At 66.1% G+C, this 14,243-nt stretch carries 15 protein-coding genes; 6 read left to right on the top strand and 9 right to left on the bottom strand.

The genetic code is table 11. The features are described 5' to 3' along the window. Positions 1-39: 39 nt before the first annotated feature. From ACNFBT_RS08670 to rpoE, 5 genes are read right to left on the bottom strand one after another with little or no spacing between them, the layout of a single operon-like run. Positions 40-1,461: a DegQ family serine endoprotease gene (locus ACNFBT_RS08670; protein WP_416748382.1), complete on the bottom strand. Its 1,422-nt coding sequence runs from the start codon at positions 1,459-1,461 to the stop codon at positions 40-42. A 36-nt stretch (positions 1,462-1,497) separates the two neighbouring features. Then, on the bottom strand, positions 1,498-1,953 hold the full coding sequence (locus ACNFBT_RS08665; protein ID WP_416748380.1) for a SoxR reducing system RseC family protein: 456 nt from the start codon (positions 1,951-1,953) through the stop codon (positions 1,498-1,500). Further along, complete coding sequence (locus ACNFBT_RS08660; RefSeq protein ID WP_416748378.1) at positions 1,950-2,894, bottom strand: MucB/RseB C-terminal domain-containing protein; 945 nt, start codon at positions 2,892-2,894, stop codon at positions 1,950-1,952. The genes ACNFBT_RS08665 and ACNFBT_RS08660 overlap by 4 nt, the downstream gene beginning before the upstream one ends. A gap of 22 nt (positions 2,895-2,916) precedes the next feature. Beyond that, positions 2,917-3,504, bottom strand: coding sequence for a sigma-E factor negative regulatory protein (locus ACNFBT_RS08655; protein WP_416748375.1), 588 nt, complete (start codon positions 3,502-3,504; stop codon positions 2,917-2,919). 31 nt (positions 3,505-3,535) lie between these two features. Next, positions 3,536-4,120: an RNA polymerase sigma factor RpoE gene (gene rpoE / locus ACNFBT_RS08650; protein ID WP_015476086.1), complete on the bottom strand. Its 585-nt coding sequence runs from the start codon at positions 4,118-4,120 to the stop codon at positions 3,536-3,538. A gap of 460 nt (positions 4,121-4,580) precedes the next feature. Here rpoE and nadB point away from each other — a divergent pair, with 460 nt between their 5' ends. Continuing rightward, the gene (gene nadB / locus ACNFBT_RS08645; protein ID WP_416748373.1) at positions 4,581-6,197 is read left to right on the top strand and encodes an L-aspartate oxidase; all 1,617 of its coding nucleotides are present in this window, start codon (positions 4,581-4,583) and stop codon (positions 6,195-6,197) included. Here nadB and ACNFBT_RS08640 read toward each other — a convergent pair. Both ACNFBT_RS08640 and ACNFBT_RS08635 read right to left on the bottom strand, forming a co-directional pair. Then, positions 6,166-6,618, bottom strand: a complete 453-nt coding sequence (locus ACNFBT_RS08640) for a protein YgfX (RefSeq protein WP_416748371.1) — start codon at positions 6,616-6,618, stop codon at positions 6,166-6,168. The genes nadB and ACNFBT_RS08640 overlap by 32 nt on opposite strands. Then, positions 6,602-6,856: a succinate dehydrogenase assembly factor 2 gene (locus ACNFBT_RS08635; protein ID WP_416748369.1), complete on the bottom strand. Its 255-nt coding sequence runs from the start codon at positions 6,854-6,856 to the stop codon at positions 6,602-6,604. The genes ACNFBT_RS08640 and ACNFBT_RS08635 overlap by 17 nt, the downstream gene beginning before the upstream one ends. Before the next feature lie 170 nt (positions 6,857-7,026). Between ACNFBT_RS08635 and ACNFBT_RS08630 the strand changes: the two genes are divergently transcribed. Beyond that, the gene (locus ACNFBT_RS08630) at positions 7,027-7,968 is read left to right on the top strand and encodes a YgfZ/GcvT domain-containing protein (RefSeq protein ID WP_416748367.1); all 942 of its coding nucleotides are present in this window, start codon (positions 7,027-7,029) and stop codon (positions 7,966-7,968) included. A 168-nt stretch (positions 7,969-8,136) separates the two neighbouring features. After that, the gene (locus ACNFBT_RS08625) at positions 8,137-8,973 is read left to right on the top strand and encodes an HDOD domain-containing protein (RefSeq protein WP_416748365.1); all 837 of its coding nucleotides are present in this window, start codon (positions 8,137-8,139) and stop codon (positions 8,971-8,973) included. A 146-nt stretch (positions 8,974-9,119) separates the two neighbouring features. Here ACNFBT_RS08625 and ACNFBT_RS08620 read toward each other — a convergent pair whose 3' ends face one another. Together ACNFBT_RS08620 and ACNFBT_RS08615 are read right to left on the bottom strand one after the other, a co-directional pair. Beyond that, entirely contained in the window at positions 9,120-10,529 is a 1,410-nt protein-coding gene (locus tag ACNFBT_RS08620) for a sensor histidine kinase (RefSeq protein WP_416748363.1), read from the bottom strand. After that, complete coding sequence (locus ACNFBT_RS08615) at positions 10,522-11,193, bottom strand: response regulator (RefSeq protein WP_416748361.1); 672 nt, start codon at positions 11,191-11,193, stop codon at positions 10,522-10,524. The genes ACNFBT_RS08620 and ACNFBT_RS08615 overlap by 8 nt, the downstream gene beginning before the upstream one ends. A 216-nt stretch (positions 11,194-11,409) precedes the next feature. On the opposite strand from ACNFBT_RS08615, the gene ACNFBT_RS08610 reads away from it, so the two are divergent. From ACNFBT_RS08610 to ACNFBT_RS08600, 3 genes are read left to right on the top strand one after another with little or no spacing between them, the layout of a single operon-like run. Further along, on the top strand, positions 11,410-12,711 hold the full coding sequence (locus ACNFBT_RS08610) for an OprD family porin (protein WP_416748359.1): 1,302 nt from the start codon (positions 11,410-11,412) through the stop codon (positions 12,709-12,711). Between the two features lie 30 nt (positions 12,712-12,741). Further along, positions 12,742-13,719 carry a Bug family tripartite tricarboxylate transporter substrate binding protein gene (locus ACNFBT_RS08605; protein WP_416748357.1) on the top strand — a complete coding sequence of 326 codons (978 nt, stop codon included), beginning with the start codon at positions 12,742-12,744 and terminating at the stop codon, positions 13,717-13,719. A gap of 54 nt (positions 13,720-13,773) precedes the next feature. Beyond that, complete coding sequence (locus ACNFBT_RS08600) at positions 13,774-14,241, top strand: tripartite tricarboxylate transporter TctB family protein (protein WP_416748355.1); 468 nt, start codon at positions 13,774-13,776, stop codon at positions 14,239-14,241. Positions 14,242-14,243: the final 2 nt, after the last annotated feature.

The raw sequence follows: 14,243 nt of genomic DNA, 5'->3' as shown, positions 1-14,243 counted from the left end.
AAAAAGGGCGGTAAAGACCGCCCTTTTTCAGTGCCGGGCTTACTCGGCGAGCTTGAAGGTGATGAAGCTCGCACGGCCCTGGCGCAGTACGCGCATGGAGATGGAACGATCCTTCGGCAGAGCCTTGGCGATCTCGGAGAAGGTCTTGGACGAATCCACCGCGCGGTTGTTCAGGTGGGTGATCACATCGCCCTGACGCAGGCCGATCATCGCCGCCGGACCGCCCTGGACTTCCTTGATCACCACGCCGGCCTTGATGTCCAGCGACTTGCGCTGCTCAGCGGTCAGCTCGGCGACGGTCACGCCCAGGCGATTGCTGCTGCGCTCGGCGCCCTTGCCTTCGACGGCGGCGACTTCCTCGTCCTCGTCCGGCAGATTGCCGATGGTCATGTTCAGCGTCTTGCGGTTGCCATCGCGAATGACTTCCAGAGCAGCCTTGTCGCCCGGCTTCATGTTGCCCACCAGGTGCGGCAGATCGGCCGACTCGTTGATGCCCTGGCCATTCAGGCTGAGGATCACATCGCCTACCTGCAGGCCACCCTTGGCCGCCGGGCCGTCTTCGACCAGCTGCGCCACCAGGGCGCCGGACGGTTTGTCGAGCCCGAAGGACTCAGCCAGATCCTTGTTCACTTCCTGGATCACCACGCCCAGCCAGCCGCGGCTGACCTTGCCAGCCTTCTTCAGCTGATCGGCGACGTTCATCGCCACATCGATCGGGATCGCGAAGGAAAGCCCCATGAAGCCGCCGGAACGGGTGAAGATCTGCGAGTTGATACCCACCACTTCACCCTGCAGGTTCAGCAGCGGACCACCGGAGTTGCCCGGGTTGATCGCCACGTCGGTCTGGATGAACGGCACGTAGTTCTCGTTCGGCAGGCTGCGGCCCTTGGCGCTGACGATGCCGGCGGTCACCGAATGGTCGAAGCCGAAGGGCGAGCCGATGGCCAGCACCCACTCACCGACCTTCAGCTTGTCGGAATCACCCAGCTTGAGGGTCGGCAGGTTCTTGGCCTCGATCTTCAGCACGGCGACGTCGCTGCGCGGGTCGGCACCCACCAGCTTGGCCTTGTGCTCGCTGCGATCGGACAGACGCACCAGAATCTCGTCGGCGTCGGCCACCACGTGGTTGTTGGTCAGGATGTAGCCATCATCGGAAATGATGAAACCCGAACCCAGGGACTGCGCCTCACGCTGCTGGCCACGGGGCGCCTGGCCCTGGCCGCGGGGGATGCTGCGCTCGAAGAACTCGCGCAGGCCCGGCGGCAGGCCTTCGAGATCCGGCATGGACCCGCCAGCCATGGCGCGATCCGGAAGCTTCTGCGTGGTACTGATGTTGACCACCGCCGGCGACGCCTTCTCGACCAGCGGCGTGAAGTCCGGTAGTTCGGCGCGCGCAGTGACCGACAGGCTCAAGGCCAGCAGGGCAATCAGCGCAGCCATGCTGCGTTTCAGGGTTTGCATTGACTACAGCTCCCGTGATGTTGATTGGGAAAGACACTAAACCGGGCCGAGTGGCCCACCGACCAGCGCACGCAGCACAACCGGTTGCATCGCTGGATCATCCGAATGGCGCCGCGCCAGGCGACGCACGAGCAACCAGGCCAGCAGGAATCCCGCAAGCCCGGCCGCCATGACCAGAGGTTCCCCGAAACCGAGCCGTGCCGCCAGTAGCGCCAGCGCGAAAAGTCCAAGCAAAGGGGAAAGATAGAAGAGCAGGGCACTCTTCAGAAGAAGGTCCTCGCCTACGCCCAACACGACCTCGTCGCCAGGCGCCAGCTTCAGCGAAGACAGGGCGCGCACGCGGCCACGCCCACCACCAACACCCAACCACCCCAGGATACCCTGGCCGCAGCCGGCATTCATCGAACATCCCGAGCAGGTGGAGCGACGCAGCGTTTCGACCCAGACTGCTCCGGACTCGACCGCTATCACCCTCCCCCGCTCCTCAATCACTCGGGCTGGGCTCCCGCCGGCCGCATGGACAGCGCCACCCGCTCGGCCGTGCCGCTGGGAATCTCGCCGACCACGGTCACCATGGTGCCGCCATCTTCACTGGCGTAACGCCGGGATACCACCGTCGTCGGGCCCAACTGGGTACGCGCATCGTCGACCTTGGCGCCATGCAGCGGCTCAAGGAACACCGAGAAGCGCGCCAGGCCATCCCCGTATGCCAGGCAGAGCACCTGGTCGTTCGACACCGGGCTGCGCTGCTGCAGGGTACTGTCAAGGGTGAACCCCGGAGGCACCCATTCCGAATGCCAGCCGGTTTTCACGCTGGCACTCTTGAGCTCCTTGACCGGCTGGCAGGCCGACGTCGGCTGCAGCTCGGCATCGTCAGGTGCCGTCAGGTCGATACGGGTGAACTGCAAGCGCTCAATGATCTGCCCCTTGTCATTGAGCAGCAGGGACTTGAGCGGCAGACCGGTTTCCTTGTCCAGATGAAGCTCGAGACCGTAGCGATGCTGGTCGCGCGGCAGCACCGCGAGCACCACGGCCGGGCGATCGGCGATTCGCGACTCGCCCGCCACGCGGATGTCATACCAGGAGGAAAGATCCTGCGGATTCAACTTGCGCGCTGGCCAAAGCTGTCCCGCCGCCACCTGACCGGCCATGCCGCCACCCACGCACTGGGTGGAGCCATCGACCCGCAGGACCTCCTGGCGCGGACCATCGGCCTGCACCAGGCGCTCACGCACCGAACCGTCGGCTTCGACCCGATGCCAGACATCGTGCGTCGAGAACGTGCCGCTACGCTCGTAGACGAAAGTGCCCTGGAAATTCTGTTGCTGGTCCGCCTCGGAGAGGCGCTTGATCCAGTCCAACGCATCGGCGGCCTGGACTGGCAAAGCCAGCAGACCGCCAAGGATGAACAGCAGTGCTGTCGTCGCGCGCATGTCGCTCCTTAAGGTCGCAAAATCAGCGGCTTTCCAGGCTCGCGGCGCGCGCGTAAGGCAGGGCGCTGTCAGTGCCGCTTACGGCGGACTGTTGCGCATGTTGGCGCAGATAACCCGGAAGACGCTGCTCATGCCAGGTGGTCTGCCCGCCCCGGGCATTGGTGATCACCTGCGGCGCCTCGTCCTGAGTGTAGCCTGCCAGAACCGCCGGACCCTGCACCTGCGGCAGAGCGATCTGCTGGGTGGCAGTAGCCTGCTGGGCCAGACCGTTGGCGACTCCGTTGTCCTGATGGTACAGACGCACGCCCGCCAGCACGGCCAGGGTCACCGACGCGGCGACAGCCAGGCGGCCGACGTTGCGCCACGGATTGGGCTTGCTCGGCGCCGGCGCGGCTTCATCGGCCAGGGCAGCGGACACGGCGGCGGCGATATCCAGCTTGGGCATCGCCGGCTCCTTGTGCATCACCGCACGGGCCAGTTGATAACGGGACCAGGTGGCCCGCAATTCGGCGTCCTCGCCGCAGGCTGCAAGCACTCGCCGCAGCTCAAGCTCATCCGCTTCGTTATCCATGACAGCGGACAGCGACTCCTGCAGGGCTTCACGACTCATAGCGGTACCTCTCTTGGCTGTTGCCGCTGTATCAGACTTCTTCATGCAACAAAGGCTGCAAAGCTTTGTCGATCGCTTCCCGCGCACGGAAGATCCGTGAGCGGACCGTTCCCACCGGACACTGCATCACGGTGGCGATATCTTCGTAACTCAGGCCTTCGAACTCACGCAGGGTCAATGCCGTGCGCAGATCCTCGGGCAACTGCTGGATGGTGCGATGGACGGTTTCCTCGATCTCATCCCGCAGCATGGCTCTTTCCGGCGACTCGATGTCCTTCAGGGCATGGTCGCCCTCGAAGAACTCCGCGTCTTCCGCCGTGACATCGCTGTCTGGCGGCCGCCGACCGCGCGCCACCAAGTGGTTCTTCGCGGTATTGATGGCGATACGGTACAGCCAGGTATAAAAGGCACTATCGCCTCGGAAGTTACCCAAGGCGCGATACGCCTTGATGAATGCTTCCTGTGCGACATCCTGGGCTTCCTGGGCGTCGTGCACGAAACGCACGATCAGCCCGAGGATCTTGTGCTGGTACTTCAGCACCAGCAGATCGAATGCCCGCTTGTCTCCGCGCTGTACCCGCTCAACCAGTTGCTGATCCTGTTCCTGGGTTAGCATGAATGCTCCTCTACGAACCTGGAGGAGCTTCGAGCACCCTGGTGAATCGTCCTGCCAAGATAGACTCGGGACGTCTGCAAAAGTTCTCCCCTCCAAGCATGCGCCGCACAGTTTTTTCACATTCGCGGCAACCGGACCCAGACATGCGTCCGAAGCCCGTTGAATTCAACTGTATCGGGCGAAACACCCGCGCCCTCTCCGCACAGTCCGAGCCTGCGCGTAAAGCGACTTAAGGTATTCCGCGTTGGAACCGGAACGACTTAAAAAGTTCCGGCGCTTTGCCACGATCCATCACCGTCGATGCGATGCCTGCGCGCCTCGTTTCACGGCATGAGCGAAAGTCCGGAGGACCCGCCCTGCGACTGCCGTACGCTGCAGGCGCCTTCGGTGTAATCGGTTCGCCAGTATTGTGCCGTGACACCCTTCTATATACTAGGGCGCCTTTTTGGTGGAGCCGGACATGGGTCAGCACTTCCAGCATGATGTATTGGTGATCGGCAGCGGGGCCGCTGGCCTGACGCTCGCCCTGACTCTGCCCGCGCACCTGCGCATCGCCGTCCTGAGCAAGGGCGAACTGTCCCAGGGCTCGACTTTCTGGGCCCAGGGCGGGGTCGCAGCCGTGCTGGACGACACCGACACCGTCGAGTCCCATGTCGAGGACACCCTGGTCGCCGGTGCAGGCCTGTGCCGCGAAGATGCCGTGAAATTCACCGTCGAGCATAGCCGCGAAGCCATCCAGTGGCTGATCGAACAGGGCGTGCCTTTCACCCGCGACCACGAGCCGGGGCGCGAAGACGGCGGTTTCGAGTTCCACCTGACCCGCGAAGGCGGCCACAGCCACCGCCGCATCATCCATGCCGCCGACGCCACCGGCGCGGCCATCTTCAATACCCTGCTGGAGCAGGCGCGCCAGCGACCGAACATCGAACTGCTGGCGCAGCGGGTCGCGGTCGACCTGATCACCGAGCGCAAGCTCGGCATGAAGGGCAAGCGCTGCCTGGGCGCCTACGTACTGGACCGCAGCACCGGCGAAGTCGACACCTTCGGCGCCCGCTTCACCGTGCTCGCCTCCGGCGGCGCCAGCAAGGTCTACCTCTATACCAGCAACCCGGACGGCAACTCCGGCGACGGCATCGCCATGGCCTGGCGCGCCGGCTGCCGGGTCGGCAACCTGGAGTTCAACCAGTTCCACCCGACCTGCCTGTACCACCCGCAGGCCAAGAGTTTCCTGATCACCGAAGCCCTGCGCGGAGAAGGCGCCCTGCTGCGCCTGCCCAATGGTGAGCGCTTCATGCAGCGCTTCCACACCCTCGCCGAACTGGCGCCGCGCGATGTCGTGGCCCGCGCCATCGACCACGAGATGAAGCGCCTGGGTATCGACTACGTCTACCTGGACATCAGCCACAAGCCGGCCGAGTTCATCCGCGAGCACTTCCCCACGGTCTACGAGCGCTGCCTGGACTTCGGCATCGACATCACCCACGAACCAATCCCGGTAGTGCCCGCGGCGCACTACACCTGCGGTGGCGTGCTGGTCGACCAGCACGGCCACACCGACGTGCCGAACCTCTACGCCGTCGGTGAAACCACCTTCACCGGCCTGCACGGCGCCAACCGGATGGCGAGCAATTCCCTGCTGGAATGCTTCGTCTACGCACGCTCCGCCGCCGCCGACATCGTCGCCAAGCTCGCCCGTGCGCCCGCCCCCGCCGCCCTGCCCAGCTGGGACGCCAGCCAGGTGACCGACTCGGACGAAGACGTGATCATTGCGCACAACTGGGACGAGCTGCGGCGCTTCATGTGGGACTACGTGGGCATCGTGCGCACCAACAAGCGCCTGGCCCGCGCGCAACACCGGGTGCGCCTGTTGCTGGACGAGATCGACGAGTTCTACTCGAACTACAAGGTCAGCCGCGACCTGATCGAGTTGCGCAACCTGGCCCAGGTGGCCGAGCTGATCATCAACTCCGCCATGCAGCGCCACGAGAGCCGCGGCCTGCACTACACCCTGGACTATCCGGACCTGCTGCCCGAGGCCCGCGACACTATCCTGGCGCCGCCCACCTATTGCGGCTGAAGCGCAGCCTCACCCGCAGGCGCCGGTGTATGTCCGGCGCCAGGGCATCGGCCGGGACGCAGACACTGCGCGCCAGCCACTGGCCAGGACGGCGGAAACGCAGCACGACCAGCGCCGGCAGCGCCAGGCTGTCCGGTGCCAGTTGCACCGGCTGCCAGCCCTCCCGCTCACTCCACACCTGCCAGCCCTCCGCACCGTGGCGCAAGGCGCGTATGGACGTTGCGGCGCGCAGCAATACCTGGCGCGGCAGGACGTACCACGCGTGCAGCGCGCAGGCCAGCAGGCCGAGCAGACTCAGGGAAGCGGGAATGGCGGCGAGCAGCAACGCCAGGACGGCGAGCGACTGCGCGCCGAGATAGGCCGCCAGCAACCCGATGGACGGTCGCCAGCGGCATTCGAAGGGGTCACTTCGGCTGGACACGGTCCAGAATCATGCGAACGATGTGGCGCAGGTCGGCGTCTTCCGGCTCGCCGCGCTGCATGAACCAGCCGAACATGTCCTGGTCCTCGCACTCCAGCAGCTTGCGGAAACGCGCCTGATCTTCGGCGCCCAGGCCCGGATAGACCTCCTGCACGAAAGGCACCAGCAGCACGTCCAGCTCCAGCATGCCGCGGCGGCTATGCCAGAAAAGGCGTTTGAGTTCGATTTCGTCGGTCATCTGCAGGTACCTCGAATAACAGCGGGCGATTACATCGGATCGTTCGCGCCGCCATGGGCCGGCGCAAGTCGAGCGGCATTATACGCATGCGGCTTGGCTCCCGGCACCCGCTGACAAGCCACGGTCCGGGCTCTATCATGAGGCCCCTAACTTTCTTCCAGCGAATCGTGATGACCGCCTCCGCTTCCTTCACCGAACTCAATCACGAAGGGATTCTCGCCGTGCGCGGCGTGGACGCCGCCAAATTCCTCCAGGGGCAGCTGACCTGCAACCTCAGCTACCTGAACGCCGAAACCGCAAGCCTCGGCGCGCGCTGCACCCCCAAGGGGCGCATGACCTCCAGTTTCCGCATCCTCGCCGAGGCTGACGGCTACCTGCTGGCGATGGCCAGCGACCTGCTGGAAAGCCAGCTCGCCGACCTGAAGAAATACGCCGTGTTCTCCAAGGCCAGCCTGTCGGATGACAGCGCCCTGTGGACACGTTTCGGACTGAGCGGCGCCGACGCCCTGCTCGCCGACCTCGGTCTGACGCTGAACGGCCAGGCCGATCAGGTGGCGCGCCATGAAGGTCTGATCGCCATCGGCCTCGGGCATGGGCGCGTCGAGCTCTGGGTACCGGTGCCGCGCGCCACTGAGTTGCGCGAACGGCTGGGCGCCCAACTGGCCCACGGCAACCTCAACGACTGGCTGCTCGGCCAGGTCCGCGCCGGCGTTGGCCAGGTGTTCGGCAGCACCCGCGAGCTGTTCATCCCGCAGATGATCAACCTGCAGGCCGTCGGCGGCGTGAGCTTCAAGAAAGGCTGCTACACCGGCCAGGAAATCGTCGCGCGCATGCAGTACCTCGGTCGCCTCAAGCGCCGCCTGCACCGCCTGGTGCTGGACGGCGGCGAGCTGCCGGAGCCGGGCCGCGAGCTGTTCTCGCCGGTGCACAGCACCAGCGTCGGCGAAGTGGTGCTCGCCGCCCGGGCGGCGGAAGGCGTGGAACTGCTGGCCGTGCTGCAGGACGACGCCGTAGCCGATGGCCGCGTGCGCCTGGGCGAGGCCGAAGGCCAGCCGCTGCGCCTCCTGGACCTGCCCTACACCCTGGACAGCGACCGCGAGATCCAGCGCTGAAGGCTGCCGGGTGGGGAGCCCGGCACCAGGCAAGGCGTGAGAAACATGATTTGGTGATCCACCTAACCGACGAGTCATGCGGCACCGTGCACAATGCAACCCGTCCCTACGGGTTGCTCGGCAACACGACTCACCCAGAAGCGACATCAGACCCAATCAGGAAGTGCCATGAGCAAGCTTGCCGACAAAGTACAACAGGATCTGCTGCGGGCCATCGAGAACGATGAACTGGTGCTGCCGACACTGCCGGAAGTCGCCCTGCGTGTGCGCGAGGCGGCGGAAGACCCGGACAGCACCATCCAGGATCTGAGCAAGGTGATCGGCAACGATGCCGCGCTGACCGCGCGCATCATCAAGGTGGTGAACAGCCCACTGCTGCGCACCAACAAGGAAATCACCGACCTGCAGATGGCGATCGGCCGCCTGGGCATGAACTACACCTGCAACCTGGCCACCGGCCTTGCCATGGAGCAGATGTTCCAGGCCACTTCCGACGTGGTCGATCGCAAGATGCGCGAAGTCTGGAACAAGAGCACCGAGATCGCCGGCATCTGCCACGCCCTGTGCCGCCACTACACCCGCCTGGCGCCGGACCAGGCCACCCTCGCCGGCCTGGTACACCAGATCGGCGCGCTGCCGATCCTCACCTACGCCGAGGAACACAGCGAACTGCTGGCCGACTCCATCAGCCTCAACCATGTGATCGAGCGCATCCACCCGATCATCGGCGACCGCATTCTCAAGGCCTGGGACTTCCCGACGCCGATCGCCGCAGTGCCGGGCCAGCACCTGGACTTCGAGCGCGACTCGGTCAAGGTCGACTACGTGGACATCGTCCAGGTTGCCACCCTGCAGAGCTACCTGGGCAGCCAGCACCCGTACACCGAGCTGGACTGGAGCCGCATCCCGGCGTTCGCCAAGCTCGGCCTGGACCCCAAGGCCAACCTCAAGGAAGACGAGGACCTCTCGGCGGCGATGGAAGCTGCGATGAGTATGCTGCAGTAACGAAACTGGGGCGCCCTTGCGGCGCCAATCGCGGACGGAGTCCGCTCCTACGTTTCGGTTGAAATCCCCGTAGGAGCGGACTCCGTCCGCGATGCTTTAATCCAACACCGAAACCCGCCGGATCTGGCGGGTTTCGCGTTTCTGACTCAGAGGCTTTCCACCGGGAAGCTCACCCGCACCAACAACCCACCCAGCGCCCCCTGCGCCAGTTCGATGCGCGCACGGTGCGCGCTGCAGATCTCGCCGACGATCGCCAGTCCCAGGCCGGTGCCCTGCTGGCGACGGCGGTAGAAGCGGCGGAACACCTTGTCACGCTCCTCCGGCGGAATCCCCGGACCGTCGTCCTCCACCTCCAGGCCGGCCGACGACAGCACGCGGATGATCACGTTGCCGTCCGCCGGGGCGTGGGCGATGGCGTTGTCCACCAGATTGCTGAGCAGCTCGTTGAGCAGGGTCGGATCGCCCTTCACCCACACCGGATCGTCCGCCTCCAGCGCCAGCGCGACGCCGCGCGCATGGGCCAGCGGCGCCAGCGCCAGGCCCAGCTCCCGCGCCAGCTGGCTGAGATCGACGTCCTCCCCCGCCCCTTCGGCGATGGCGCGCGCGCCGCTTTCGACGCGCGCCAGGGACAGCAACTGGTTCGCCAGCCCGGTCACCCGGTCGGTGTTCTGCACGGCGTCCACCAGGGTGGCGCGCCATTGCTGCGGGTCCTGCTCGCGCAGGCCCAGCTCCAGCCGCGCCTTGAGCGCCGCCAGCGGCGTGCGCAGTTCGTGGGACGCTTCGGCGATGAACTGCGACTGGCGATCGAACAAGCCACGCAGGCGCACGGTAAAGTGGTTGAGCGCCGCCACCAGTGGGCGCAACTCGCGCTGCACCCGCACCACCGGCAATGGCCGCAGGTCATCCGGCTGCCGCTCCTCCACCGCCGCGCGCAAGCGATCCAGCGGGCGCAGGCCGGCGCTCACCGCGTACCAGACCATCAACAATGCGGCGATGGCCGACAGCGCCAGGTTCAGCAGGGTGTCGCCGAGCAGATTGCGCGCCAGCCGCTCGCGGGCGCCCAGGGTTTCCGCCACGCGTATTTCCGCCATGCCATTGACCGTCGGCTGGCTGACCGGCTGCAGCAGGCTGACCACCCGCACGCCCTGCCCCTGGTACTGGGCGTCGTAGAATTTGGCCAGCGCCGGGTAGTCATCGGTGCGCGGCGTGTCCGGCGCAGGGGCTGGCAGGCTCTCGTAGCCGGAAATCATCCGCCCCTGGGGATCGATCACCTGGTAGAAGATGCGGCCAGCGCTGTCGTACTCGAAGGCGTCCAGCGCCACATAGGGCACGTTGGCGCGCAGGGTGCCGTCGCTGGCGTAGAGCCCGTCGGCGATATCCCGTGCGGAGGCCAGCAGCGTGCGGTCGTAGGCGATGTCGGCGGCGTGGCGGGCTCGCCAGTAGGTCACCGCGCTGCCGATCAGCAGCAGCACCAGCAACATGCCGCCCAACCGCCAGAGCAGCCGGCCGCGCAGGCTGCCGGCACCGGGGAAGCGCCAGCGGCGCGGCTCAACCATCCTGCGCCTCGAGCAGGTAGCCCAGGCCCCGGAAGGTGACGATGCGCACCGAGCTGCCTTCGAGCTTCTTGCGCAGGCGGTGCACGTAGATTTCGATGGCATCCGCGCTGGCGTCCTGGTCCAGGCCGAACACCTGGGCGGCCAGTTGCTCCTTGCTCATCACCCGTCCCGGCCGGGCGATCAGCGCTTCCAGCACGGCCTGCTCGCGGGAGGTCAGGTTCATCGCCAGGTCGGCCAGGGTGAAGCGCCGCGCGCCCAGGTCATAGACCAGTTCGCCACAGCGCTGCTGCTGTTCGCCGCCGAGCACGCTGCGCCGCAGCAGGGCTTTTACCCGGGCTTCCAGCTCGGTCAGCTCGAAGGGCTTGGCGAGGTAGTCGTCGGCCCCAAGGTTCAGCCCGTGCACACGGTCGCGCACTTCGCCACGGGCGGTGAGCATCAATACCGGCAGGGTCTTGCCGCGCTCGCGCAGGCGCGCCAGCACCTGAAAGCCATCCAGCCGCGGCAGGCCGACATCGAGGATCGCCAGGGCGTAGTCCTCGCTGGCCAGGGCCAGGTCCGCGGCCACGCCATCCTGCAGCAGGTCCACGGTCCAGCCGGCGCCCTTGAGCGCCTGGGCGACGCTCTCGCCCAGTTGAGGATGGTCTTCGACCAGGAGGATTCGCACGCGGGTCTACCCCTCGGGGCTACGGAATTCGGCCGGCAGTTTACCCATCCGCGGGCCGCTGTGAATGGAAGAAATTCGCTGAAAACACCGCGAAAGGCGACTGAAAGCCTGGTGAAAGCTTAGCCCGTTAGCATCGCCCCCAAGCGGCGAAGACTGCTCAGAGCGAAAGGCGGCGTGGTGCCCTTTCGCGACAACAACAAGAACCGGAGACCACAGATGCCTACTGCCCAGCCCCTGGCTGCACTGGCTGTCCGCAAGCCCTTTCCCCCCTGCCTGTCCCCTGCCCGCGCGAGCGCCCTGCTGGCCGTCGCCGGCTTCGCCCCACTGTGCAATGCAACAGGTTTCATCGAAGACAGCAGCGCCAAGCTCAGCACCCAGAACATCTACTTCAACCGTGATTTTCGCGACGGCAGCGGCCAGTCCAAGCGCGAAGAATGGGCGCAGGGCTTCATCCTCGATTTCCAGTCCGGCTACACCCCCGGCACCATCGGCGTCGGCCTCGACGCCATGGGCATGCTCGGCCTCAAGCTCGACTCCTCGCCCGACCGCACCGGCACCGGCCTGCTGCCGACCCACGACGACGGCCGCGCCGCCGACGAGTACAGCAAGCTCGGCCTGACCGCCAAGTTCAAGGCCTCCGAGACGGAGCTCAAGATCGGCAGCCTGATCCCCGACCTGCCGACCCTGCAGCCCAACGACAGCCGCCTGTTCCCGCAGACCTTCGAAGGCGGCCTGCTCAACTCCACCGACCTGCCCGGCCTCGACTTCACCGGCGGTCGCCTGGAGAAGGTCAGGGACCGCGACTCCACCGACTGGCAGGACCTGGCGCTGAACAACAAGAACAAGCGCTTTTCCGGCGGCAGTGCCGAAGGCAACCACTACGACCTGGCCGGCGGCGACTACAAATTCACTGACCACCTCACCGGCCGTTACCACTACGCCGCCCTCGACGATGTCTATCGCCAGCACTTCGTCGGCCTGCTCGCCAGCTACCCGCTCGGCCCCGGGAAATTCAGCGCCGACCTGCGCCTGGCGCTCAGCGATGACCAGGGCGCGGCCCGTGGCGGCAAGATCGACAACCGCGCCTTCAACGGCATGCTGGGCTACGCCCTGGGCGCCAACAAGTTCAGCCTCGGCTGGCAGCAGATGAACGGTGACACCGCCTTCCCCTACATCGACGGCAGCAACCCCTACCTGGTGAACTTCGTCCAGGTTGGCGACTTCGCCGACGCCGAGGAGCGCTCCTGGCAGCTGCGCCACGACTTCGACTTCGCCGGCCTCGGGATCCCCGGCCTGACCCTGATGAATCGCTACGTCAGCGGCGACGATGCCAGAATCAATGGCATGGACGGCCACGGCAAGGAATGGGAACGCAACACCGACATCAAGTACGTGATCCAGAGCGGCCCGCTCAAGGATGTGGCAGTGCGCGTGCGCAACGCCACCTACCGTTCGAGCTTCGCGCGGGACGCCGACGAGACACGTATCTACCTGAGTTACTCCCTGGCGATCTGGTAACCGAAAGAACAACAAGAGAGGAATTGCCCCATGTCCACCGTCCTGCGCAACCTGACCCTGGCCGGCGCCACCCTGCTCGCCGCCAGCCAACTGATGGCCGAGCCCAAGCGTCCGGAATGCATCGCCCCGGCCTCCCCCGGCGGCGGCTTCGACCTCACCTGCAAGCTGGCGCAAAGCGCCCTGATGGAAGAGAAGCTGCTGTCCAAGCCGATGCGCGTCACCTACATGCCCGGCGGCGTCGGCGCCGTGGCCTACAACGCGGTGGTCGCCCAGCGCCCGGCCGATGGCAACACCATTACCGCCTTTTCCAGCGGTTCCTTGCTGAACCTGGCCCAGGGCAAGTTCGGCCGCTTCGACGAGAACGCGGTGAAATGGCTGGCGGCGGTGGGCACCAGCTACGGCGCCATCGCGGTGCCGGCGGACTCGCCCTTCAAGAACCTCGGCGACCTGGTCGCGGCATTGAAGGCCGACCCGAGCAAGGTGGTGATCGGCTCCGGCGGCACTGTCGGCAGCCAGGACTGGATGCAGACGGCGTTGATCGCCAAGGCCGCCGGCATCGATCCCAAGCAGCTGCGCTATGTCGCCCTGGAAGGCGGCGGCGAGATCGCCACGGCGCTGCTGGGCGGGCACATCCAGGTCGGCAGCACCGACATCTCCGACTCAATGCCACACATCCGCGCCGGCAAGATGCGCCTCTTGGCGGTATTCGCCGAGGAGCGCCTGAAGGATGAAGGCATGACCGACATCCCCACCGCCAAGGAACAGGGCTACGACATCGTCTGGCCGGTGGTTCGCGGCTTCTACGTCGGGCCGAAGGTGAGCGACGAGGACTACCAGTTCTGGAAGGCCTCTTTCGACAAACTGCTGGCCTCGGAAGACTTCGCCAAGCTGCGCGACCAGCGCGAGCTGTTCCCCTTCGCCATGACCGGGCCGGAGCTGGACGCCTACGTGAAGCAGCAGGTCGCGCAATACAAGCTGCTCGCCCGCGAGTTCGGCCTCATCCAGTAACGCCCCGCGCGGCGTCGGCAGCTACCCTCGGCTGCCGGCGCAAGGAGTCTTCCCATGTCGCAAACCAGCCTCTTCCAGCGGCTGTTCGCCGGCGCCTGGCTGCTCGCCTGCGTCGCCTTAGCCCTGATCGCCTGGCACTACCAGGCGCCCTTCTCCTACGAGCCGGTCGGCCCACGCGCCTACCCCTTGCTCTGCCTGGGCCTGATGGTCGCCGGCCTGGCCTGGCTGATCGTCCGCCCGACGCCGATCAAGCGCGAGGACGACGAGCCTGCCCTCGAAGGCGCGCTGCTGGTCAAGGTGGTGCTCTGCGTCGCCCTGCTGGTGGTCTACGCCGGCCTGTTCGAGCCGCTGGGCTTCATCCCCGCCAGCGCCATGGTCGGCACCTTCATCGCGCTGATCTATGGCGGCCGCCCGGTGGCCAGCGTGGTCACCGCGACGCTGCTCGCCATCGGCCTGTACCTGCTGTTCGATCGCACCCTGGACGTCCCGCTGCCGCTGGGCATCCTCGAACCCCTGCTCTGAGG

Origin of the sequence: Pseudomonas sp. NY15181 (genome assembly GCF_048068055.1) — a bacterium.
GTDB lineage: Bacteria > Pseudomonadota > Gammaproteobacteria > Pseudomonadales > Pseudomonadaceae > Pseudomonas.
This window is presented reverse-complemented; position numbering and strand designations above follow the sequence as displayed.